The 22593-nt window shown below is 63.8% G+C and carries 15 protein-coding genes; 6 read left to right on the forward strand and 9 right to left on the reverse strand.

Features of this window, described 5'->3' with window-relative positions; genetic code table 11:
• The first annotated feature begins 6 nt into the window (after positions 1 to 6).
• Genes NPS46_RS17560 through NPS46_RS17570 form a run of 3 tightly spaced genes read left to right on the forward strand, consistent with a single transcriptional unit; the run spans position 7 to position 3125 of the window.
• Positions 7 to 1200 carry an acetyl-CoA C-acyltransferase gene (locus NPS46_RS17560; protein WP_274109309.1) on the forward strand — a complete coding sequence of 398 codons (1194 nt, stop codon included), beginning with the start codon at positions 7 to 9 and terminating at the stop codon, positions 1198 to 1200.
• A gap of 9 nt (positions 1201 to 1209) precedes the next feature.
• Entirely contained in the window at positions 1210 to 2337 is a 1128-nt protein-coding gene (locus NPS46_RS17565) for an acyl-CoA dehydrogenase (protein ID WP_274109311.1), read from the forward strand.
• A gap of 14 nt (positions 2338 to 2351) precedes the next feature.
• Positions 2352 to 3125: an enoyl-CoA hydratase gene (locus NPS46_RS17570; RefSeq protein ID WP_274109313.1), complete on the forward strand. Its 774-nt coding sequence runs from the start codon at positions 2352 to 2354 to the stop codon at positions 3123 to 3125.
• A gap of 126 nt (positions 3126 to 3251) precedes the next feature.
• Here the strand turns inward: NPS46_RS17570 and NPS46_RS17575 are convergent, their stop codons facing one another.
• Both NPS46_RS17575 and NPS46_RS17580 read right to left on the reverse strand, forming a co-directional pair.
• The gene (locus tag NPS46_RS17575; protein ID WP_274109315.1) at positions 3252 to 4403 is read right to left on the reverse strand and encodes an acyl-CoA dehydrogenase family protein; all 1152 of its coding nucleotides are present in this window, start codon (positions 4401 to 4403) and stop codon (positions 3252 to 3254) included.
• 3 nt (positions 4404 to 4406) lie between these two features.
• Positions 4407 to 5513 (reverse strand): enoyl-CoA hydratase/isomerase family protein, encoded by a 1107-nt coding sequence (locus NPS46_RS17580; RefSeq protein WP_274109317.1) that lies wholly within the window; start codon positions 5511 to 5513, stop codon positions 4407 to 4409.
• Between the two features lie 334 nt (positions 5514 to 5847).
• Between NPS46_RS17580 and NPS46_RS17585 the strand changes: the two genes are divergently transcribed.
• Positions 5848 to 7032, forward strand: a complete 1185-nt coding sequence (locus NPS46_RS17585; protein WP_274109319.1) for a porin — start codon at positions 5848 to 5850, stop codon at positions 7030 to 7032.
• Between the two features lie 67 nt (positions 7033 to 7099).
• Here the strand turns inward: NPS46_RS17585 and NPS46_RS17590 are convergent, their stop codons facing one another.
• Positions 7100 to 7984, reverse strand: coding sequence for a hypothetical protein (locus NPS46_RS17590; protein ID WP_274109321.1), 885 nt, complete (start codon positions 7982 to 7984; stop codon positions 7100 to 7102).
• 178 nt (positions 7985 to 8162) lie between these two features.
• A complete protein-coding gene (locus NPS46_RS17595) occupies positions 8163 to 9638 on the reverse strand; it encodes a hypothetical protein (protein WP_274109323.1) in 1476 nt (491 codons plus the stop codon).
• A gap of 220 nt (positions 9639 to 9858) precedes the next feature.
• On the opposite strand from NPS46_RS17595, the gene nosP reads away from it, so the two are divergent.
• Positions 9859 to 11022, forward strand: coding sequence for a nitric oxide-sensing protein NosP (nosP, locus tag NPS46_RS17600; RefSeq protein WP_274109325.1), 1164 nt, complete (start codon positions 9859 to 9861; stop codon positions 11020 to 11022).
• A complete protein-coding gene (gene nahK, locus NPS46_RS17605; RefSeq protein ID WP_274109327.1) occupies positions 10952 to 13579 on the forward strand; it encodes a hybrid sensor histidine kinase/response regulator NahK/ErcS' in 2628 nt (875 codons plus the stop codon). Before nosP ends, nahK begins: the two co-directional genes overlap by 71 nt.
• A gap of 4 nt (positions 13580 to 13583) precedes the next feature.
• On the opposite strand, the gene NPS46_RS17610 is transcribed toward nahK, so the two are convergent.
• The 5 genes from NPS46_RS17610 to NPS46_RS17630 all read right to left on the reverse strand — a co-directional run bounded on the left by NPS46_RS17610 (position 13584) and on the right by NPS46_RS17630 (position 22583).
• Entirely contained in the window at positions 13584 to 14639 is a 1056-nt protein-coding gene (locus NPS46_RS17610; protein ID WP_274109329.1) for a tetratricopeptide repeat protein, read from the reverse strand.
• Positions 14640 to 14713: 74 nt separating this feature from the next.
• On the reverse strand, positions 14714 to 15613 hold the full coding sequence (locus tag NPS46_RS17615; RefSeq protein ID WP_274109331.1) for a bestrophin family protein: 900 nt from the start codon (positions 15611 to 15613) through the stop codon (positions 14714 to 14716).
• Between the two features lie 100 nt (positions 15614 to 15713).
• Positions 15714 to 17798, reverse strand: a complete 2085-nt coding sequence (locus NPS46_RS17620) for an EAL domain-containing protein (protein WP_274109333.1) — start codon at positions 17796 to 17798, stop codon at positions 15714 to 15716.
• A gap of 184 nt (positions 17799 to 17982) precedes the next feature.
• On the reverse strand, positions 17983 to 19407 hold the full coding sequence (locus NPS46_RS17625; protein WP_274109335.1) for an efflux transporter outer membrane subunit: 1425 nt from the start codon (positions 19405 to 19407) through the stop codon (positions 17983 to 17985).
• A complete protein-coding gene (locus tag NPS46_RS17630) occupies positions 19404 to 22583 on the reverse strand; it encodes an efflux RND transporter permease subunit (protein WP_274109337.1) in 3180 nt (1059 codons plus the stop codon). Before NPS46_RS17630 ends, NPS46_RS17625 begins: the two co-directional genes overlap by 4 nt.
• Positions 22584 to 22593 lie beyond the last annotated feature (10 nt).

Here is a 22593-nt window from a genome sequence, read left to right on the forward strand (position 1 = left end):
CCGAAGATGACCCTAGCCCACGATCCCATCGTTATTGTCAGTGCCGTGCGCACCCCCATGGGCGGTTTTCAGGGTGACCTGCGCAGCCTCACCGCGCCCCAGCTGGGCGCCGCGGCGATTCGCGCGGCGGTCGAACGCGCGGCGTTGGCCAGCGATGCGGTAGAAGAAGTGCTGTTCGGTTGCGTACTGCCGGCCGGCCTCGGCCAGGCGCCGGCCCGGCAGGCGGCCCTGGGCGCCGGCCTGGACAAGGGCACCCGCTGCACCACGTTGAACAAGATGTGCGGCTCGGGTATGGAGGCCACCATCATCGCCCACGACCGTCTGCTGGCCGGCAGCGCCGAGGTGATTGTCGCTGGCGGCATGGAGAGCATGTCCAACGCCCCGTACCTGCTTGACCGTGCCCGCAGCGGTTACCGCATGGGCCATGGCCGGGTGCTCGACCATATGTTTCTCGATGGCCTGGAAGACGCCTACGACAAAGGCCGCCTGATGGGCACCTTTGCCGAGGACTGCGCCGAGGCCAATGGGTTTAGCCGTGAAGCCCAGGATGCCTTTGCCGTGGCCTCGCTGACGCGCGCCCAGCAGGCGATTGCCGACGGGCGTTTCCGCGCCGAGATCGTCCCGCTCACGGTGACCGTGGGCAAGGAGCAACGCCAGGTCCTCGATGACGAACAGCCGCCCAAGGCCCGGCTGGACAAGATCGCCAGCCTGAAGCCGGCGTTCCGCGAAGGCGGCACGGTGACGGCCGCCAACGCCAGTTCGATCTCCGACGGTGCTGCCGCGCTGGTGCTGATGCGCCGCTCCCAGGCGGAGAAACGTGGTCTCACACCGCTGGCGGTGATCCATGGGCACGCGGCCTTTGCCGACACGCCGGGGTTGTTCCCGGTGGCGCCGGTGGGGGCGATCCAGCGGTTGCTGGCCAAGACCGGCTGGCAACTGGGCGAGGTCGATTTGTTCGAAATCAACGAAGCCTTTGCCGTGGTCAGCCTGGTCGCCATGGCCAAGCTGGATATTCCCCATGCCAAGGTCAACGTCCATGGCGGCGCTTGCGCCCTGGGCCATCCCATCGGTGCTTCCGGTGCGCGGATCCTGGTGACCCTGCTCTCGGCCTTGCGCCAGCAGGGTCTCAAGCGCGGGGTTGCGGCCATTTGCATTGGCGGCGGCGAAGCCACGGCCATGGCCGTCGAATGTCTTTACTAAGGAATCGTCATGCTCCCGACAGATGAACAACACCAGATCAGCCAGGCCGCCCGCGACTTTGCCCAGGAACGCCTCAAGCCGTTCGCGGCCGAATGGGACCGCGAGCACCGTTTTCCCCGCGAGGCCCTGGGTGAAATGGCCGCGCTGGGCTTTTTCGGCATGCTGGTGCCGGAGCAGTGGGGCGGTTGCGATACCGGCTACCTGGCGTATGCCATGGCCCTGGAGGAAATCGCCGCCGGCGATGGTGCCTGCTCGACCATCATGAGCGTGCACAACTCCGTGGGCTGCGTGCCGATCCTCAAGTTCGGCAATGACCAACAGAAAGCGCGCTTTTTGCCTGCCCTGGCCAGCGGCGAAATGCTCGGTGCCTTTGCCCTGACCGAACCCCAGGCCGGCTCCGATGCCAGCGGCCTGAAGACCCGCGCCCGGCTGGATGGCGAGCATTATGTGCTCAACGGCTGTAAGCAGTTCATCACCTCCGGGCAGAACGCCGGGGTGGTGATTGTGTTTGCCGTGACCGATCCGGCGGCCGGCAAGCGCGGGATCAGCGCCTTTATCGTGCCCACCGACTCGGCGGGCTACCAGGTCGCCCGGGTCGAAGACAAGCTCGGCCAGCATGCCTCCGATACCTGCCAGATCCTGTTCGAAGACGTGCGGGTGCCGGTGGCCAATCGACTGGGCGAGGAGGGTGAGGGCTATCGCATTGCCCTGGCCAACCTGGAGGGCGGGCGCATCGGCATTGCCGCGCAGTCGGTGGGCATGGCCCGGGCGGCCTTCGAGGCGGCACGCGACTATGCCCGCGAGCGTGAAAGCTTTGGCAAGGCACTGATCGAGCACCAGGCGGTGGCCTTTCGCTTGGCGGATATGGCCACGCAGATTGCCGTGGCGCGGCAGATGGTGCACTACGCTGCGGCGCTGCGTGACAGCGGCAAGCCGGCGCTGGTGGAAGCCTCGATGGCCAAGCTGTTTGCTTCGGAGATGGCCGAGAAAGTCTGTTCGTCGGCCTTGCAAACCCTGGGCGGCTATGGCTATTTGAGCGACTTTCCGCTGGAGCGGATCTACCGCGATGTGCGGGTCTGCCAGATCTATGAAGGCACCAGCGATATTCAGCGCATGGTTATTTCGCGCAATCTTTGATCGAGGAGTTAGCGATGAGTTATGAAACGATTCTGTTGGAAATCCACGGCCGGGTCGGGCTGATTACCCTGAACCGGCCCCAGGCGCTCAACGCCCTCAATGCCCAGTTGATCGGCGAATTGAACCAGGCCCTGGATGTGCTGGAAGCTGACAGTGCCATCGGGTGCATCGTCCTCACAGGATCGAAGAAAGCCTTTGCCGCCGGCGCCGATATCAAGGAAATGGCTGAGCTGACCTACCCGCAGATCTACCTCGACGACCTGTTCAGCGACAGCGATCGCGTGGCCAATCGCCGCAAGCCGATCATTGCCGCGGTGTCCGGCTTTGCCCTGGGCGGCGGTTGCGAGCTGGCGCTGATGTGCGACTTTATCCTGGCCGGCGACAACGCCAAGTTTGGCCAGCCGGAAATCAACCTCGGCGTCTTGCCGGGCATGGGCGGCACCCAGCGCCTGACCCGCGCGGTGGGCAAGGCCAAGGCCATGGAAATGTGCCTGAGCGGGCGCCTGATCGATGCCGTGGAAGCCGAGCGCTCGGGGATTGTCGCGCGTATCGTGCCGGCCGATGAGCTACTCGAAGAAGCCTTGAAAGTCGCGGCGGTGATCGCGGCCAAGTCCCTGCCGATGGTGATGATGGTCAAGGAAAGCGTGAACCGCGCGTTTGAAGTGAACCTGAACGAAGGCGTGCGTTTCGAGCGCCGGGTGTTTCATGCCGCGTTTGCCACCCAGGATCAGAAAGAAGGGATGGCGGCGTTTATCGGCAAGCGCGAGGCGCAGTTCAAGCACCGCTAAGACCTGCTGTGGCTGCCGCGAGGCTGCGCCCGAGTGCGCAGCGCTCGCAGTGGCGCGCAGCCGGATTTTACGAACGCTACGCAGCCTGGCAGCAGCGGCTACAGGATCGGTAGCCGCCGGGTGCGCTTAAATCAGGTAATGCTTCAGCTCCCGGGCAATCAGCATCCGCTGAATCTCGCTTGACCCCTCATAGATCTGTGTAATCCGCGCGTCGCGGTAATAGCGCTCCACCGGGTAGTCCTCCAGGTAGCCATAGCCGCCATGGATCTGCATCGCCTGGGAACAGACCTTCTCGGCCATCTCCGAAGCAAACAGCTTGGCCTGGGAGGCTTCTGACAAGCACGGCTGCCCAGCGCTGCGCAGGCGCGCAGCATGCAGAATCAGCAAGCGCGTCGCATTGATGCGGGTGTGCATATCGGCCAGCATATTGGCGATGCTCTGGTGCTCGATAATCGGCTTGTCGAACTGCACGCGTTCGCGGGCGTAGGCCAGGGCGGCGTCAAAGGCGGCCCGGGCAATCCCCAGCGCCTGGGCGGCGATACCGATGCGTCCGCCCTCGAGATTAGACAGGGCAATCGCCAGGCCTTTGCCACGCTCACCCAGCAGGTTTTCGGCCGGCACTGTGCACTGGTTGAGCGTGACGGCACAGGTGTCGGAGGCCCGGATGCCCATCTTGTGCTCCATGCGGTCGACGGTAAAACCCGGTGTGTCAGTGGGCACCAAAAAGGCCGAGAGCCCCTTTTTGCCCAGGTCCGGGTCGGTGACCGCAAAGACAATCGCCAGGCTGGCGCGCTTGCCGTTGCTGACAAACTGCTTGGCCCCGTTGATGACCCACTGGCCGTCGCGCAGCTCGGCGCGAGTGCGCAGGTTATGGGCCTCGGAACCGGCCTGGGGTTCGGTCAGGCAAAAGCAGCCAATGGCCTGGCCGCTGGCCAGACGGGCGAGCCAGGTCTGCTGCTGTTCGGGGCTGCCGTACTTGAGGAGCGGCCCGCAGCCCACTGAATTGTGGATGCTCATCAGCGCGCCGGTGGCGCCATCGCCGGCGGAAATCTCTTCGACGGCCAGGGCATAGGCCACGTAGTCGACATAGGTGCCGCCCCATTCCTCGGGGACCACCATGCCCAGCAAGCCCAACTCGCCCATCTTCGCCACCAGGGCGTCGTCGATCCAGCCGGCCTTTTCCCAGGCTTGGGCATGGGGCGCGATTTCGCCGCGGGCAAAATCCCGGGCCATGTCGCGGATCATCACTTGCTCTTCGCTCAGCTCGATATCGTGCATGGCTCAGTTCCCGCTCGGGTCAAAGTCTCGGAAGAAACGCTCGACCTGCTCGGGCACCAGGCCCTGCAAGGTGGCTGGGTTCCAGCGCGGGGTCTTGTCCTTGTCGATCAGCAGGGCGCGCACGCCCTCGATCAGGTCGCCGTGCTCGAACCACTGGCGATCCAGATGCAGTTCCAGGGCAAAGCACTGTTCCAGGCTCAGGTGACGGCCACGGCGCAGCAGTTCCAGGGTCACGGCCATGCCCAGGGGCGAGCGCTTGTCCAGCAGGTCGGCGGTTTGCAGCGCCCATTCGTGACTGTCGGCGACCGTCACCTGGCGCAGTTGCTCGACCATGCTCGGCACGTTGGCCGCGGCGAAGAAGTGGTCGATGGCCGGGCGCAGGGCATCGAGCGGCGGATCAGGCAGCGTCTGCACCGCGAGCCTGGCCAGCAGGCCCTGCAGGTCCTTGAGCGCCGTGTCCTGCCATTTCAGTTGATCGAGGCGCTGGTCGAGCAGGGTCAGTTTGTCACTGCTCAGGTACCAGTCAGCCAACCCGCAGTAAAGCGCGTCGGCGGCGCCGATCTGCACGCCGCTGACGCCCAGGTAGATGCCCAGCTCACCGGGTACGCGCGAGAGGAAGTAGCTGCCCCCTACATCCGGGAAATAGCCGATGGCAGTTTCCGGCATGGCCAGGCGGCTGCGTTCGGTGACCACGCGCAGGTCGGCTCCCTGCACCAGGCCCATGCCGCCGCCGAGGACAAAACCGTCCATCAGCGCCAAGACCGGCTTGCGGTAGTGATGGAGCACCAGGTCGAGGGCGTACTCCTCGACAAAAAAGTCGCGGTGCAGGCTGCCACCGGTCTTGAAGCTGTCGTACAGCGAGCGGATATCGCCGCCGGCGCAGAAGGCCTTCTCGCCAGCGCCGCGCAGGACTACGGCATGGATGTCTGGGTCTTCGGCCCAGGCATCGAGTTGGCTGCGCAGGCGGCGCACCATGGACAGGTTGAGGGCATTGAGGCCGGCAGGGCGGTTGAGGGTCAGGTGGCCGATATGGTTGCGAACGTCGACCAACACGTCGTCTTGGGGGGCTTCGTAAGCGTGCGCGGTGGCGTGTGAGCGCTCGGCGGTCATCGGTAACTCCCTGCTTTTATTGTCTTTATGGATGCTTTCTTGAAAAGGGCTGGGTTGATCCTAGTGTGCACAATTACCCCTGGCAACCCGAATAACTGCAGGGCAAGTGTGCATTTATGCATGGCAAGCCGGACCTTGGGAGGAGGTCGGTCCCACGACCTTGGGCGTGGTCCGGTGGGGCTTGGGGTCGTACGCCGTATTTGCGGCGTGGATAAGACTGGGCCAAAGCAGTGGCATTTTGCCGCCAATGCAGCATGGGGTCCTGCCCCGGGGCTTTCGATAATTCACGGCACCACGACTGCGCATCAGTCGTCATTCTGCCGCGGAGAGCGCCATGCACAACAATAACAACGCCCCTAGCCGATTCCTGCCATCGCTGCTGCTGGGCCTGGCCGTCGCTGGCCTGGGTTCGACGGCTCAGGCCGAGATCATGCTGTATGACAAGGACGACACCACGTTCTCCACCGACGGTTACGTCAACGCCTTCTACGTCAACAGCAAGGTCGACCGTGCCGGCGACCAGTTTGACCGCAGCCAGGCTCGGGTAAAAATGGGCTTTCTGCCCAACTACCTGGGTTTCAACATGACCAAGCAGGTCGATGACTTGAAACTGGGCGGCCGCGCTTCGTTCTGGGTGACCATCAACGACAGCGAAACCAACGGCACTGACACCGCGATCGACGTGCGGCAGTTCTACGGCACCGTGGCCAACAAGGAATGGGGTGAAGTGCTGATCGGTAAGGACTTCGGTCTGTTTGCCCGCTCCAACATCCTGCTCGACGAATTGCTCGCCGGCTATGGCCAGGTCAGCGACACCCTGGGCCTGGTGGATGGTGGCGGCGTATCGTTCGGCAACATCGGCAGCGGCTACCCGTACCCGTTCCCGACCTCGCAGATCACCTACCGCACGCCGGTGATGGATGGCCTGCGGATCGCCGTGGGCATCATGGACCCCGTCGACACCAATGACAGCAGCGCGCTGGGCAAGGCCTACCAGAAGAACCCACGGACCGAGAGTGAAGTCACCTACCAGTTCGACCTGGGCGGCGCCAAGATCTACAGCTGGCTGAACGGCAGCTACCAGACTTCGGAAAACACCGATTCGACCGTCAAGACCGTGACCTCCAAAGGCCTGGGCTACGGTGTGCAAGCCAAGATGGGCGGCCTGTCGCTGACCGGCTCCGGCTTCCAGGCCAAGGGTATCAACCCGTTCTACACCAACAACGCGGGTGAACCTTCGCTGCGCAACGTGGACAGCGATGGCTACCTGTTGCAAGGCTCGTACAAACTGGGCAAGAACCGTCTGGCGCTGTCCTATGGCAAGACCAAGGATGATGGCAACGGCGTGGTCGGCACCGGTGCCGACTACAGCACCCGTGGCATTGCGCTGTTCCACGATATCAATGACAACCTCAAGCTGGTGGCCGAGTACAACATCTTCAAACTCGACGGCCACGACACCAGTGACCAGAACGAAGACACCAAGACCTTTGCGGTCGGTGCCGTACTGACCTGGTAATGCGTTGAACCCCAGAGGGGCAGTGCCGTGGGAGCGGCACTGCCCCTTTTGCGTGGTCTTGAACTGCTTAAACGCTCAGGGCCTCGCTGTACGCAGTGCGCTCCAGGGGCGAGAGCTCGTTAAAGTCTTTCACGACGGGCGTTTGCAGGTTTGTACGCGCGCCGACGTCATGCAGATGGTTACGCAAGCCCTGCATTAGCCCTTTGAGCAGGTATTCGCATTGGCTGAGGCGTACAAGTGCCGGGGTTGCCGATTTGCGTTCGCACCTGACCCTGTGTCCGGCGAACTGGATAACCGAATGAGCGCTACTCCCCAGCTCGCCTTCGAGTTTCGTCAGCACACTGCGGGCTTGCGCCTGCTCCAGATGGCCCAGGCAAAGGCCCAGTTGCTTGGCCATGGTGTGAACACCCGGACGTTGGGACTCTTCTAGGCGCTCCTCGGTGTCCTTGATAAAACAGGTCAAACTGCACAGCAACGCCGGAAGGGACTGGGCGATGGAGGCATTCTTGGATGACAGGGCGAGCAGCAGGTCGGTGATCTGCAGTGGGCTGCCCGCGCCAAGGCGCGGGAGTTCAGGCAGGCTCATATCCGTTCGCTTGCCGGGGGCCGGGCCGGCCGCAGAAAGCTCGGACTGGGCCAGGATCGATACCGGGCGTGCGGATGGATGGGGAACAGCGGCCTGTGTGGAGGTACTGCGGGTGTTGGAGTCAGTGTCGAAGAAGCGGGTCAAGAGTTCTATCGATGTTCCTGCGCCATCGGGCAGTTGACTGGCCCATTCATTGAATTTATTGCCCATGAAGGAACGCGCCGCATCATGCCGGTGCGCCAGATGCTTGACGTCGTCTGAAGTCTTGGCCTTGGTCACGGCCAAATCGCCCAGAGTGCCGCGATGGACGTGTGGCGGGGTGAAAGCAGGGGAGATGTCGTTGGTCGACATAGCAGTAATACGCATCAGGTGTTCCTTCAATCGAGTTGTTGGGGCGAGGCCGGCACTCGGTGCCGACACTGCGCTGTTTTTCGCCAGGGCGCGCTCCCGGTTCTTTGCCTGGAGGGCGCGGCGTGATGTCATGGTTGCGAGCAGTCCGCGCCTGTTTTAGCCGGCGTGCGACTGCCCGCTCCCATCGACAGCTTTAGCCCGCGGGTGCTGCCTGTCCGGCTGCCAGGCGTGCGAGGGCTTGCTTATCTTCGGCCGAGAGCCGCGAAGGTTTGCTCGCCAGCGTGTTGCTGGGACGTGACTCGGTAATGGAGATCTTGAGTTTGTGGTTCAGCGCCTTGAACAAGCTGTTCGCCAACTGGTCGGCCAGTGCCAAGCCAGACAGGTGTTGTTGCTCGGGTGCGGTGCCGCTGCTTTGGGCCAGGCGCTGGCGGGCGTCGTCGGCGATGGCTGAAGCGCTGGCAGCGAGGCCGTTGCGCAGATGCTTGAGCACTCGTTGCGTCTGGACGGTGCTCAAGCCCTCGACCTGGGTTTTGAGCAGCCTCTGGAGTGCCATATTTTGCCGGGCGGGACCGTAGTGCCTGGGCATGTCGTTGGTCATGCGCAGCAGGGCATCGAGAAAACGATCGAGCGCCTGGTCTTTGCGGCCCTGCACGGGGTGGATTCGGGCCAAGGCCTGGGCCAGCGTTGGCGTTCGGTCCAGAGGCGCCAGTTCGATGCCTTCGCTTTGGGCCTGTTGTTGGAGCTGTGAGTGATTTTTCAGGATGTCTCTGTTGAGCGTGTCGATACGTGTGAATAAGGATTTGCGCAGATGATCGTCGGGGCAAAAATGATTTATTTTTTCTTTCAGACCCTCGTTAACTAGAAGTTTTTTACTGCGTAGTTGTTTACGCGCGCCAGTTTGCTCTGCCTGGCTCTCGCCTTGTGTGTAGGGCGGGCTGCTAGTTTGCTCCGCTAGGATTTCGCTCCCACGTTTGCGCGGTTCGCTAGATTGCTCTGCCTGGCTCTCGCCTTGTGTGTAGGGCGGGCTGCTAGTTTGCTCCGCTAGGATTTCGCTCCCTCGTTTGCGCGGTTCGCTAGATTGCTCTGCCTGGCTCTCGCCTTGTGTGTAGGGCGGGCTGCTAATTTGCTCCGCCAGGATTTCGCTCCATCGTTTGCGCGGTTCGCTAGATTGCTCTGCCTGGCTCTCGCCTTGTGTGTAGGACGGGCTGCTAGTTTGCTCCGCTAGGATTTCGCTCCCTCGTTTGCGCGGTTCGCTAGATTGCTCTGCCTGGCTCTCGCCTTGTGTGTAGGGCGGGCTGCTAGTTTGCTCCGCTAGGATTTCGCTCCCTCGTTTGCGCGGTTCGCTAGATTGTTCTGCCTGGCTCTCGCCTTGTGTGTAGGGCGGGCTGCTAATTTGCTCCGCCAGGATTTCGCTCCATCGTTTGTGCGGTTCGCCAGATTGCTCTGCTAGATTGCGCGCCAGGCTCTCGGGACAGATCAAACTTTGCTCGCTCGTGCGTTGCGGCCCCCATGGAGTATTCAAGGGCGGACTGAGTTCGCGACGCTTGGCCAGTTGGTGGTCGACGAAATCCTTCTCTATGCAAATTGCACGGGCGGGGAGGGTTTGGGGCGCCAGGCTATGGTCGACAGTGTGCTCCGTAAATTGGGAGCAGGGGATGGGCATGCTCATAATGAAGTCTCGCCAGGCTGTTAATCGAGCCGGCAGCCTAGGCACGGGCCGGGAGTCGATCTATCAGGATCGGCCGAGGCTGTTTCAGTTTATCGTCAGCGCCGAAAACCCGGAGGGCTCTCATCCGTCGGACCCCCACGGCCTACTCCGCAAGTAGCATTCGGCCCGGGCCGGGCAGTTCGTAGAATTCACCCTCAGTCAGTACGCCCATGGAGGCGCCATGGAGCACTCACAGACCGATGGGGTGGTGACCGCGATGTCGCAGGCCACCGACGCCCAGATCGTGGCCCAGGAGCTGGCGCGACAGTTGCTGCATCCGCACCTGGGCTTTGTGCTGTTTTTCTGTTCCGCCGAATACGATCTGCACGCCCTGGGCGATGCCTTGCAGCAAAGCTTTGGCGGGATCCGCCTGGTCGGCTGCACCAGCGCCGGGGAAATCACGCCCTTGGGCTATGGCCGCGGTTGCGTGAGTGCGGTGGGCTTCGATCATCGGCATTTCTCCATCGCGGCCGAGTTGATCGACGAGATGGAGCACTTCAGCCTGATCGACGCCCAGCAGATGGTCGAGCGCCTGGTTGGCGATTGCCGCAGCAATACGCTGGCGCCGATCAAGGGCAACAGCTTTGCGCTGACCCTGCTCGACGGCCTGTCGAGCCGCGAGGAAATGGTCCTGGCGGCCCTGAGTGCCGCGTTGGGCGATATCCCTCATTTCGGCGGTTCGGCCGGCGATGACAACTACCTGACCCACACCCACGTCTACTACGGCGGCGCCTTCCACAGCGGCGCGGCGGTGGTGCTGCTGGTCAATACCTGGCTGGATTTCGAGGTGTTTACCACCCACCACATCCAGCCGCGTGAGGAAAAACTGGTGGTCACCCGGGCCGACAGCACGCTGCGCCGGGTCTACGAGCTCAACGCCGAGCCGGCGGCCGAGGAGTACGCGCAGATTATCGGCGTGCCGGTGGCCGAACTCGATCACCAGACTTTCGCCGCGCATCCGCTGGCGGTCCGGATCAACGGCCAGTACTACGTGCGGGCGATCCAGCAGGTCCACGATGACCTGAGCCTGAGTTTCTACTGCGCGGTGGAAAACGGCATCGTGCTGACCGCGATGAAGCCCGGGCCACTGCTGCCCAATCTGCACAGCCTGTTCACCGGCTTGCAGGAGCGCCTCGGCGCGCCGCTGCTGACCATCGGCTGCGACTGCTTTTTGCGCCGTTTGGAGCTGGAGGCTGACGGCAGCCTCGAGCCGATAGGTGCGTACCTGCGCGAACAACAGGTGATTGGGTTCAACACCTACGGAGAACAGTTCAATGGCATGCATATCAACCAGACCTTCACTGGCGTTGCCATCGGACGACCTCGAACGCCAGGCGCTCGCTGAGGAAGTTGCCCGGCTGCAACGGGAAAACCACAAGCTGCGGCGCATCAATGACGCGCTGATCGAGCGTGTCGAGTCCGGCGCCTCGCGGCGTGACGACTCCTATGCCGCGTTCCAGCATTCGGTCGTGCTGGCCGAGCAGGTGCGTGAACGCACCGATGCCCTGAACCAGGCGATGGCCGAACTCAAGGCCAGCAACAACCTGCTCAGCGATGCGCGCCTGCGCGCCGAGACGGCGCACCAGCATCTGGTGGACGCCATCGAGAGCATTTCCGATGCCTTTGTCTTGTTCGACGAAGACCAGCGCATCGTGCTGTTCAACAGCCGCTTCAAGGCCTTCTGGGCCAATAGCCGGATCCGCATCATCGGCGGCATGCGCCTGTCCGAGGTCAAGCGCCTGATGGCCAGCACCGGGCTGTTTATCGAGGAAGCGCGCAACCCGGCCGATGAACACTTGCTCTATCGCCTGCAGAACGGCCGCTGGGTCCAGGTCAGCGAGCGGCCGACCCGTGAAGGCGGGCGGGTGATCCTGTTTACCGATGTGACCGAGGTCAAGCTCAGCGAAACCCTGCGTCGCGAACAGGCGGTGGCGCAGAAGTCCCACCTGCTGCAACGGGCCGTGGACAACCTGTCCCAGGGCGTGGCGATGGTCAATGCCGAGGGCACCCTGGAGTTGTGGAACCGGCGTTTCCTGGAACTCAGCGGCCTGGCGCCGATTGCCGCGCACCGGGCCTTTGCCGAAGTGATCGGTGACAGCGAGCTGCAATTGCTGACGCCGGGCACTCGCGATCGCAACGGGCGGATCATCCATGAGCTGGAACAACGCCTGTATGACGGCCGGGTCCTGGAGATTCGCACCCACCCGCTGCCCATGGGCGGCTTCGTCAATACCTTCACCGACATCACCGAGCGCTATCAGCACGCCGAGGCCTTGAGCGAAAGCGAGCGCTGGATCCGCCTGATCACCGACCATGTGCCGGCGCTGATCGCCTACCTCAATGCCGACCTGGTCTACGAATTCACCAACAAGGTCTATGAGGAATGGTACTGCTGGCCACGGGGCGTGATGCTCGGCCAGAGCCTGCGCGAAGTGCACAGCGAGGAGCATTACCGGCGCCTGGAAACCTATGTCGAGCGGGCGTTGTCGGGGGAAAGCGTGACCTTCGAATTCCCCGAAACCAATATCAACGGCCAGGAGCGCTATATGTTGCGCTCCTATGTACCCAATCGCCTGGCCAATGGCGAGGTGGTGGGGATTTTCGTGCTGATCCGCGATATCACCGAGCGCCGGCGCACCGCCGAAGCCCTGCACCAGGCCTACCAGAACCTGGAGTTGCGGGTGCGCGAACGCACCGCCGAACTGACCACCCTCAACAGCCAGTTGCTGCGCGAGATCGATGAGCGCAGCCGGGTTGAATCGCGCCTGCGCGAGGCCAAGCTGGAAGCCGAGCAGGCCAACCTGTCGAAGACCAAGTTTCTCGCCGCGGTCAGCCATGACCTGCTGCAACCGCTCAACGCTGCCCGGCTGTTTACCAGCGCACTGCTCGAACGTCGCGAGCCGGTGGCCAATGCGCTATTGGTGCGCAACGTCAGCAACTCCCTGGAAGACGTGGAAAACCTGCTGGGCACCCTGGTGGATATTTCCAAGCTTGATGCCGGGGTGATCAAACCCGATATCGCGCCGTTTGCCCTGAGCGAGCTGTTGGAAAACCTCGCGGTGGAATACCGCCAGATCGCCGGCAGCGAAGGCCTGGCCCTGGACTTTGTCGCGTGTTCGGCGCTGGTACGCAGCGATATCCAGCTACTGGCGCGCATCCTGCGCAACCTGCTCAGCAATGCCATTCGCTATACCCCCCAAGGGCGCATCCTGCTGGGCTGCCGGCGGCGGCGCCAGCGCCTGTCCATCGAGGTCTGGGACACCGGGATCGGCATTGCCGAAAACAAGCTCGAGGAGATTTTCCAGGAGTTCAAGCGCGGCGATACCCAGCGGCCCAACCAGGACCGTGGCCTGGGCCTGGGCCTGGCCATTGTCGACAAGATCGCCGGGATGCTCGGCCATCGCATCAGCGTGCGTTCCCGGCCCGGGCGTGGTTCGGTGTTTGCGATCGAGGTGCCTTTGGCCCAGAGCGCGCCCAAGGCACTGGTCCAGCCGGCTATGGCCGAGCCGCTGCTCGAACGCCTGCGAGGTGCGAATGTGTGGGTGCTGGATAACGATGCCGCAATCTGCGCGGGCATGCGCACGCTGTTGGAAAGCTGGGGCTGCGAGGTGGTCACGGCGTTGTCCGAGGAGGACTTGGCGCGCCAGGTGGAGAACTTCCATGGCGAAGGCGACCTGCTGATTGCCGACTACCATCTGGACGACGACAAAAACGGCGTCGATGCGGTGGCGGCGATCAATGCCCGGCGCAGCTCGCCCTTGCCGGCCCTGATGATCACGGCCAACTACAGCAATGAACTCAAGCTGCAGATGCGCGAGCTGGGCCACACCCTGATGCACAAGCCGGTGCGGCCGATGAAACTGAAAATGGCCATGAGCCATTTGCTCGGCGGGCGCGTCTAGGCGCCTAGAGCCCTTGTTGCAGGGCTGGGTCGTCGGGGTTCTGCTGTTCCAGTTGGGCCAACAGCACCTGGACATTCTGCAGTTGGCCGCTTTCCTTCCAGTAGCCGATCAGCAAGATCCGCGCCTTGCGCTGGGCGGGTTGGCGCTTGAGGATTTCTTCGAGCTGGCGCTGGGCGGCTTCCAACTGATCCAGGTCGTGCAGGGCGATGGCCAGGTCATAGCGAAAGTCGGGGTTGTCCGGCTCCAGTTCGACCGCCTTGGCCAGTGCCAGCAGGGCGTATTCGTCCTGGTCATGGCGCAGCAGCCAGAGGCCCAGGGCATGTTGCAGGTAGGCCGAGTCGGGCTGGCGCTGCAACTGGCTGGCCAGCAGCTGCCTGGCGCGGGCGTCCTGGCCCTGTTTTTCCAGCAGTTCGGCCTGGGCGACCACGGCCTGCAGGTACTGCGGCTCCAGGCTCAGGACCTGTTCCAGGCTGGCTTCGGCGGCGGGCAGTTGGCCTTCGTGCAGGTACAGGCGAGCCAGCTGGAATAGCGCCTGGGCATCGTCCGGCTGCTGCTTGAGCGCCTGCTCGTATTCCTCCAGCACCTGCTGCAACGGGCCGAAGTACAAGCCGATTTCATCCGGCGATAGGCCGAGCAAGGCGTTGGCGGCGGCAAAGCGCACGCTCTGTTCGCTGTCATCGAGCAGCGGCCCGAGCAGCAGGCTGCGCTGCCCGCCAGGCACCAGGCCGACGATGGCCGCGATGGCTGCCTGGCGGACCAGCGGTGCCGGGTGCTTGAGGTCTTGGCTCGCCAGTTTCAGGGCCAGGGGGCTGGGGTAGTTGGGCAGTTCGGCATACAGGCTGGCACGGCGGATCTCCGACAAATCCTCGCGAGCCAACTGCTGGTACAGCACGCGCGCGGCGCCGGGCTGGCCGTTGTGGGCTTGGGCCAGGGCCTTGGCATAGCTGTGTTGCAGCGCCGGTGCGGTCGGGCTGGCAGGGGGGCGCAGCCATAGGCCGACCAGGCCGATGGCCAGGAGCAGGGCGAAGCCACAAAGCAGGTAACGGCGGGGCGTAAGCATGGACAAATCCGCAACTGGCGAGCTTTTTCGAGGTCGCCAGCTTCGGTCAGTGGGGCCCGGGAGTCAAACCGGGCTCAATCCAGTACGTATTCGACGGGCTGCAAGGGCTCGGGTAGCGCGGTCTCGCCCAGTGCGGCGAGGATCTCCCGTTCAATGGTGCGGACCAGGGCGTTGCAGGGCAGGTCGTTTTCATCGAAGCCGAACGGGTCTTCCAGGTCATTGCCGATCTCATCCAGGCCCAGGAAGGTGTAGCTGACGATGGCGGTGAACAGCGGGGTCATCCAGCCCAGCGGCTCGGCCATGGCAAAGGGCAGCAGCAGGCAGAACAGGTAGATGGTCCGGTGCAGCAGCAGGGTATAGGGGAAGGGCAGCGGCGTGCTCTTGATCCGCTCGCAGGCGGCCTGGACCTGGCTCAGGCTGGCCAGCCGGGCGGCCAGGACGGTGTAGCGCCACTCGCTGAACGAGCCGGTTTCGGTCAATGTCGAACAGCGCGCGCCAATGCGCTGGAGCAGGCTGTCGGTGGGGTTGGGGTGGTGGATGTCCAGCGGCCGGTCGAGCCAGGCGGCACTGGCGCTGACTTCATTTTCGCCGCGCAGGCGGGCGATCAGGCCATGGGCGTAACCGCACAACTCGCGCAACAGCAACTGGCGCTCGGCGCTGTCGTGCAGCACCTGGGTCTCGCGAATCAGCGAGCGGACTTCGACGATCAATTGGCCCAGCTGCTTGCGACCTTCCCACCAGCGGTCGTAGCAAGCGTTGTTGCGAAAACTCATGAAGATCGACAGCGACAGCCCGAGCAGGGTGAATGGGGTGGCATTGACCTTGGAAAAGTAGGCCGGGTGCAAGGTTTCCACCAGCACGATGGCCGCGGCCAGGAGGGTCACCAGCAGGCAGCGCCAGGCAATGCGCCGGGCGATCGAGCCCTTGAGGGAGAACAGGATGGCAAACAGGTTGGGCTTGGGACGCACGATCATCGGCGGGAGTCGTTCTTCAGGGGCTTTCGCGGCGCACAAAGACTAGAAGCCGTGCCCTGCCGTGTCCAATCACCTCGACTGACCGCTTGATCGACTCGCTCTATGGCGCCCACGCGAGGCCGCGCTGGTTGATCTCGCGAACCCGCGCGGGCAATTGCTCGCCCTCCAGCGCCGGGCTGAAGTACCAGCCCTGGATAATCAGCTCGGTGGACGATTGCAGGGCGTCGAGTTGCTCGCGGGTTTCCACCCCTTCGACCACGATGCCCAGTTCGAGCACTTCGCAAAAGCGCAGCAGGCCATTGAGCAGCCTTTCGCCATGGGCGTCGCGCTGGGCCACGACAAAGCTGCGGTCGATCTTGACCACGTCGACCTTGAACTGGTGCAGGTAACTGAGCGCCGAGTAGCCGGTCCCGAAGTCGTCGATAGACAGCTTGGCGCCAATGCGGTGCAGGCGCTCGATCAGCCGGTGGGTTGCCGGGACGTCGCCCACCAGCGCGCTCTCGGTCAGTTCCAGAGAAATATTGCCGCCGGCTTCGGCGAGGATCTCCAGCAGGCGCTCGCTGTGTTGTTCATCGCTTAACGTCGCGGCGGTGACATTGATGGTGATTGGCAGCGCGAAATCGACCTGCTGCCAGCGGTGCTGCTGCTCCAGCGCCTGCCTGGCGACCCACAGGTCGACCTCGGCCATCATCCCGGCCTCGTCCAGCCACTTGAGAAACTCCCAGGGCTCGTGGGCGTTGCCATCGTGATCGCGGGCGCGGATCAGCGCCTCGCAGCCGGTGCAATGGCCGGTGGTCCGGGAGAACTGCGGCTGGTATTCCAGGTGGAAGTCGTACTGGCTGATCCGGCGGATTCGCTCCAGTTGCAGCGCCTGAGCCGCCGCGTGCGTGTAGGCCTGGGTGACCGGGTCCTGTTCATGGAAGCGGCCTTTTTCTTCGAGCCCGCGAAAGGTCGCGTCGAAGGTCTTGAGGTAGACGCTCCGTTTGCCCTGGTTGCGCCGATGGAGGGCCAGGACGAAGGGCGCGTAGACCAGGGTGCCGAAGCCGGCCAGGCCCAGTTGCAGGGCCACGGCCGCGAAGTCGCCGCCACTGCTCAGGTAGGCATTGAGCAGCATGGGCGAGGTCAGGGGCAGGCTGGCGACGGCGGGTGCGACCCAGCCCAGTTGCACCGCGCTGACCGCCAGCAGGGTATTGAGCACCGGCACCAGCACAAACGGCACGCACAGGCGCGGGTTGAGGATGATCGGCAAGCCAAACAGCAGCACTTCGTTGACATTGAGCAGTGCCAGGGGCGCCCCGGCGATGGCCAGCAGCCGCAGGGAACGGCTGCGCGAAAACACCAGGATGGCCAGGACCAGCGACAGTGTGCCGCCGGAGCCGCCGATAAAGGCAAAGCAGCCGAGCAGGCCGCTGTTGAGGGCATAGGCTGCAGGCTGGCCATGGCTCAGCAACCCGGCGTTGACCACCACGGCCTGGTCCAGCACGGCGAAAAAGGGCTGCATGGCGTGGTAGCCGTGGATACCGAAAAACCACAGCACCGAGTTCAGGGCGCTGACCAGCATGCCGCTCAGGTAGGGGCTGTCCAGCGAATGCAGGTCGAAGGGGACGTGCAACTCGGCGGTGGCCCCCAGCTGCAGCATCAGCCAGAGCAGTGCCACCAGCAGGCCAGCGCTGAGCAGCCCGGGGATCACCATATTGATGGTGTCCTTGACGTTGAACCCCACCAGGTCATGGCGTACCAGCCAGGTCCAGCGCTGGCGGTGCAGGTGGGCCAGTAGCGGTACGTTGACCAGGGGCAGGACAATGGCGATGAACAGCACCAGGGTGGCGGCGGCCCGGGGCGAGTCTGCAAGCAGATGAGCAGCGATCACTACCTGGCTCAGGCACAGAAACGCCACCGGCACCTGGGGCAGGCGATGGCGGATGGCGAGCATATAGCCGATGGAGGCCGCGATCAGCAGTGGCATGGTCGCACTGAGGTGCTGATACAGGCTGACGAGTAATTCCACCAGTGGCTCGGGCAGGCCGAGGACACGGGCGAGTTCGCCGCTGATCAGGAAGGCGGCGGCCAGCAGCAGACAGGGCAACACCCACAACAGCCCCTCGCGCATGGCCCGTAGTGACCCGGCGCTGGCCAGGTCGGCCAGGCGATGGGCAGGGAACAAGGTGAAGAGTTTGAGCGCCATCCGTTGACTCCTGTCATGCCCGGCTGCCTGTCAGGCCTATAGTCGGCCACCGTGGCTTTCGACGAAGCGGGCCATAGTCACACAAAGTGCGGACGGCGGTTTGATACGGGGCAAAAAAAAGCCCCGCGACCGAATGAACGCGGGGCTAAACGGTTGGATGCGACCAACCAAAGGAGACGGTGAATCAGCGCATGCTGGCGACCTGCTCCGGCTGCCAGCCGCCACCCAGGGCCTTGTAGATGGCGACGATGCCGCGGTACAGCTCGACCTCGGCCTGGGCCTGGCTGTCTTCGGCGGCCAGGCGCTCGCGCTGGGCGTCGAGCAGAACCAGGAAGTCCACGGTGCCTTCGCGATACCGAATGGCCGCCAGGTCGGCGGCGGTGCGGCTCGATTCGCTCTGGCGGATCAGCGAAACCAGGCGTTGCTGGCGCTTGGCGTAGTCGCTAAAGGCATTTCCAGACTCTTCCAGGGCTAGCAGCACCTGCTGTTCATAGCTGGCCAGGGCGCCATCGGCCTCGGCATCGGCCCCGCGCAGGCGTGCCCGCACACTGCCCAGGTCGAAGGCCGCCCAGGTGATGCTTGGGCCCAGCGCCCAGGCATTGGCGGCCGAGGAGCCGATCTGCGAACCGCGTCCGGCGGTAAAGCCGAGGAAGCCACTGAGGCTGACCCGCGGGAACAGGTCGGCCTTGGCCACGCCGATGCGCGCGGTGGCGGCGGCGAGCTTGCGTTCGGCGCTGCGGATATCCGGTCGGCGTTGCAGCAGCTCCCCCGGATCGCCGATGGGCAGGGCCTTGGCAATGGCCGGCAGTTCGGCCGGGCTGAGGTTGACGCTCAGCGTGTCCGCTCGTTCACCGAGCAAGGTGGCGATGCGATTGCGCTGGCGGGCCTGTTCGGCCTGCAATTGCGGCACGCTGGCTTCGACGGCGGCCAGGCGTGCATCGGCGCGGACCACATCGAGCTGATCGCCGACGCCGGCGTCGCGCAGGCTTTCGGTGATGGTGCGCGAATCCTGCTGGTTCTTCAGGTTGGCCAGGGCGATCTTTTCCCGCAACTGGGCACCGCGCAGTTGCCCGTAGGCATCGACCAGTTCGGCGATCAGGCTGACCTGCAGCTGGTACAGGTCGGCTTCGGCGGCTTGCTGGTCGGCCTCGCTGGCTTCCAGGGTGCGCTGGATCCGGCCGAACAGGTCCAGCTCCCAGGCCATGTCCAGGCCTAGGTCATAGCGCTCGCTATTGACCCTTTTTTCGGTCTGGCCGGGAATCTGGCCTTTGCCCAGGTCGCTGCTGACGCGGCTGGTGATGGTCGGCATGGCGTCGTTGCTGGCGTCGTCGCGGATCGCCCGGGCTGCGCGCAAACGGGCAAAGGCCACGCGCAGTTCACGGTTGCCCTGCAGCGACTGGCTGACCAACTGGTTGAGGGTCGGGTCGTCGAACTGCTGCCACCAGATCCGCTCGAAGCGCGCCCGGTCGAAGTTTTTCTGGCTGCTGGCGTCGTTGCCCGAGGCGTCGACGTGCGCCGGTGCCAGCGGTGCCGTGGCGTAGTCCGGGCCCACGGCGCAGGCGCTCAGGGCCAGGACCAGCAGGCTCGGCAGAAAGGCCTTGATACTCATGGTCGTGCCTCCAGAGAGAGTGCCCGAGCCGCCTTGCGTGCTTCACCGCGTTCGACGAACCGGCGGATCAGGACATAGAACACCGGCGTCAACAGCAGGCCGAAGAAGGTGACGCCCAGCATCCCGGAGAACACCGCCACACCCATGGCATGGCGCATCTCGGCCCCGGCGCCACTGGAGAACACCAGCGGGACCACCCCCATGATGAACGCGAAGGACGTCATCAGGATCGGCCGCAGCCGCAGGCGGCAGGCTTCGAGTACCGCGCTGAGCGGGTCGAGGCCTTCTTCCTGTTTGTCCTTGGCGAACTCGACGATCAGGATCGCGTTCTTGCACGCCAGGCCCACCAATACGATCAGCCCGATCTGGGTGAAGATATTGTTGTCACCGCCCGAGGCAATCACCCCGACGATGGCTGAGAGCAGGGTCATCGGTACGATCAGGATCACCGCCAGCGGCAGGCTCCAGCTTTCGTACTGCGCGGCGAGCACCAGGAACGCCAGCAGCACGCAGAGCGGGAAGACGAACAGCGCGGTGTTGCCGGAGAGAATCTGCTGGTACGTCAGGTCGGTCCACTCGTAGGTCATGCCGTTGGGCAGCTCGGCCTTGAGCAGTCTCTCGATCGCCTGCTCGGCCTGGCCGGAGCTGTAGCCCGGTGCGGCGTTGCCGTTGATTTCCGCAGTGATAAAGCCGTTGTAGTGCATGACCCGATCCGGCCCCGAGGTGTCGGTGACCTTGATAAAGGTCGCCAGCGGGATCATCTCGCCCTTGTCGTTGCGCACCTTGAGCTGGCCGATCTGCTCGGGCTCGAGGCGGAACTGCTGCTCGGCCTGGACATTGACCTGGTAGGTACGGCCGAAACGGTTGAAGTCGTTGGCATACAGTGAACCCAGGTAGACCTGCAGGGTGTCGAAGATGTCGCTGACGGCCACGCCGTGGGTCTTGGCTTTTTCCCGGTCGATGGCGGCATCGACCTGGGGCACGTTGACCGTGTAGCTGGTAAACAGCCCGGCCAGCTCCGGCACGTTGTGGCTCTTGTTGATGATGTTCATGGTTTCCTTGTACAGCTCGTCATAGCCCAGGTTGCCCCGGTCTTCGATCTGCAGGCGGAAACCGCCGATGGTGCCCAGGCCCTGGACCGGTGGTGGCGGGAAGATCGCCATATAGGCTTCCTGGATCCCGGCGTACTGGCCGTTCAACGCACCGGCAATGGCGCCGGCCGACTGGCTCGGGTCCTTGCGCTCGTTGAAGGGCTTGAGCGTGACAAACACGATGCCGCTGTTGGGGCTATTGGTGAAGCCGTTGATCGACAGGCCGGGGAAGGCCACCGCGCTTTCCACGCCTGGTTGCTTGAGGGCCAGGTCGGACATGCGCTTGATCACGTCTTCGGTGCGGTCCAGGCTCGCGGCATCCGGCAGTTGGGCAAAGGCCACCAGGTACTGTTTGTCCTGGGCAGGCACGAAGCCGGTCGGGGTGCTGGAGAAACCGAACCAGGTCAGGACCATCAAGCCGGCGTAGAGCAGCAGGGCAATCCCGCTGCTGCGGATGACCCGGGTCACGGTGCTGACATAGCCATGGCTGGCCCGGTCGAAAAAGCGGTTGAACGGACGGAACAGCCAGCCGCCCAGCAGCCGGTCAAGGATCTTCGAGAAGCGGTCCTTGGGCGTGTCATGGCTTTTGAGCAGGACCGCCGCCAGCGCAGGCGACAGGGTCAGGGAGTTAAAGGCCGAGATCACCGTGGAGATCGCAATGGTCAGGGCGAACTGCTTATAGAACTGGCCTGTCAGCCCGGAGATAAACGCTGCCGGGATAAACACCGCGCACAGCACCAGGGCGGTGGCGACGATGGGGCCGGTCACTTCGCGCATGGCGCGCTGGGTGGCTTCCACCGGTTCCAGGCCCAGGCCGATATTACGCTCGACGTTTTCCACCACCACGATCGCATCGTCGACCACGATCCCGATGGCCAGGACCAGGCCGAACAGCGACAGGGCGTTGAGCGAGAAGCCGAACATGTGCATCACGGCAAAGGTGCCGATCAGCGACACCGGCACGGCTGCCAGGGGAATGATCGAGGCGCGCCAGGTCTGCAGGAACAGGATCACCACCAGCACGACCAGGATCAGTGCTTCGAACAGGGTGTGCACCACCGCTTCGATGGAGCCGCGGACGAAGATGGTCGGGTCGTAGACGATGCTGAAGTCCATGCCTTCGGGGAAGTTCTTCTTCAACTCCGCCATTTTGTCCCGCACTTCATTGGAGATCTGGATGGCGTTGGAGCCCGGGCGCTGGAAGATCGGAATCGCCACCGCCGGCTGGTTGTTCAGCAGGGAGCGCAGGGCGTACTGGCTGGAGCCCAGCTCCACCCGGGCGATGTCCTTGAGGCGGGTGATCTCGCCGTCGTCGCCGACGCGAATAATGATGTTCTCGAACTCTTCCTCAGACACCAGGCGGCCCTGGGCGTTGATCGAGAGCTGGAAGCTGGTGGCTGTCGGTGCTGGCGGCGCGCCAAGGGCCCCGGCGGCGACCTGGCGGTTCTGCTCGCGAATGGCGTTGACCACGTCAGTGGCGGTCAGGTTGCGCGAGGCGGTTTTGTTCGGATCGAGCCAGACCCGCAGCGAGTAGTCGCCCATGCCGAACAGTTGCACGTCGCCGACGCCGCCCAAGCGCGCCAGCTCATCCTTGATGTTGAGCAGCGCGTAGTTGGACAGGTAGAGCATGTCGTAGCGCTGGTCCGGCGAGGTCAAGTGCACGACCATTGTCAGGTCGGGCGAGGCCTTGTCGACGGTGATGCCGATCCGGGTGACTTCTTCGGGCAACTTCGGCTCGGTGCGGGTCACGCGGTTCTGCACCTGGACCTGGGCATTGTCCAGGTCGGTGCCCAGGGCAAAGGTGATGGTCAGGGTGATTTTGCCGTCAGCCGTCGACTGCGAGGACATGTAGAGCATGTTCTCTACGCCGGTAATGGCTTGTTCCAGCGGGGCCGCGACGGTTTCGCCGATGACCTTGGGGTTGGCGCCGGGGAAGTTGGCCCGGACCACCACGGTGGGCGGCACGACTTCCGGGTATTCGCTGATAGGCAGTTGGAACAGCGCGATGCTGCCGGCGATCAGGATCAGCAGCGACAGTACCGCGGCGAAGATCGGCCGTTTGATAAAAAACTGGGAAAAATTCATCGTCTGTATC

Source organism: Pseudomonas putida, from assembly GCF_028682395.1.
Lineage (GTDB): Bacteria > Pseudomonadota > Gammaproteobacteria > Pseudomonadales > Pseudomonadaceae > Aquipseudomonas > Aquipseudomonas putida_AB.

Excerpts from the sequence above, each read along its gene's own strand:
- NPS46_RS17560 (WP_274109309.1), top strand. The coding sequence starts at position 7 with ATGACCCTAGCCCACGATCCCATCGTTATTGTCAGTGCCGTGCGCACC.
- NPS46_RS17565 (WP_274109311.1), top strand. The coding sequence starts at position 1,210 with ATGCTCCCGACAGATGAACAACACCAGATCAGCCAGGCCGCCCGCGAC.
- NPS46_RS17570 (WP_274109313.1), top strand. The coding sequence starts at position 2,352 with ATGAGTTATGAAACGATTCTGTTGGAAATCCACGGCCGGGTCGGGCTG.
- NPS46_RS17575 (WP_274109315.1), bottom strand. The coding sequence starts at position 4,403 with ATGCACGATATCGAGCTGAGCGAAGAGCAAGTGATGATCCGCGACATG.
- NPS46_RS17580 (WP_274109317.1), bottom strand. The coding sequence starts at position 5,513 with ATGACCGCCGAGCGCTCACACGCCACCGCGCACGCTTACGAAGCCCCC.
- NPS46_RS17585 (WP_274109319.1), top strand. The coding sequence starts at position 5,848 with ATGCACAACAATAACAACGCCCCTAGCCGATTCCTGCCATCGCTGCTG.
- NPS46_RS17590 (WP_274109321.1), bottom strand. The coding sequence starts at position 7,984 with ATGCGTATTACTGCTATGTCGACCAACGACATCTCCCCTGCTTTCACC.
- NPS46_RS17595 (WP_274109323.1), bottom strand. The coding sequence starts at position 9,638 with ATGAGCATGCCCATCCCCTGCTCCCAATTTACGGAGCACACTGTCGAC.
- nosP (WP_274109325.1), top strand. The coding sequence starts at position 9,859 with ATGGAGCACTCACAGACCGATGGGGTGGTGACCGCGATGTCGCAGGCC.
- nahK (WP_274109327.1), top strand. The coding sequence starts at position 10,952 with ATGGCATGCATATCAACCAGACCTTCACTGGCGTTGCCATCGGACGAC.
- NPS46_RS17610 (WP_274109329.1), bottom strand. The coding sequence starts at position 14,639 with ATGCTTACGCCCCGCCGTTACCTGCTTTGTGGCTTCGCCCTGCTCCTG.
- NPS46_RS17615 (WP_274109331.1), bottom strand. The coding sequence starts at position 15,613 with ATGATCGTGCGTCCCAAGCCCAACCTGTTTGCCATCCTGTTCTCCCTC.
- NPS46_RS17620 (WP_274109333.1), bottom strand. The coding sequence starts at position 17,798 with ATGGCGCTCAAACTCTTCACCTTGTTCCCTGCCCATCGCCTGGCCGAC.
- NPS46_RS17625 (WP_274109335.1), bottom strand. The coding sequence starts at position 19,407 with ATGAGTATCAAGGCCTTTCTGCCGAGCCTGCTGGTCCTGGCCCTGAGC.
- NPS46_RS17630 (WP_274109337.1), bottom strand. The coding sequence starts at position 22,583 with ATGAATTTTTCCCAGTTTTTTATCAAACGGCCGATCTTCGCCGCGGTA.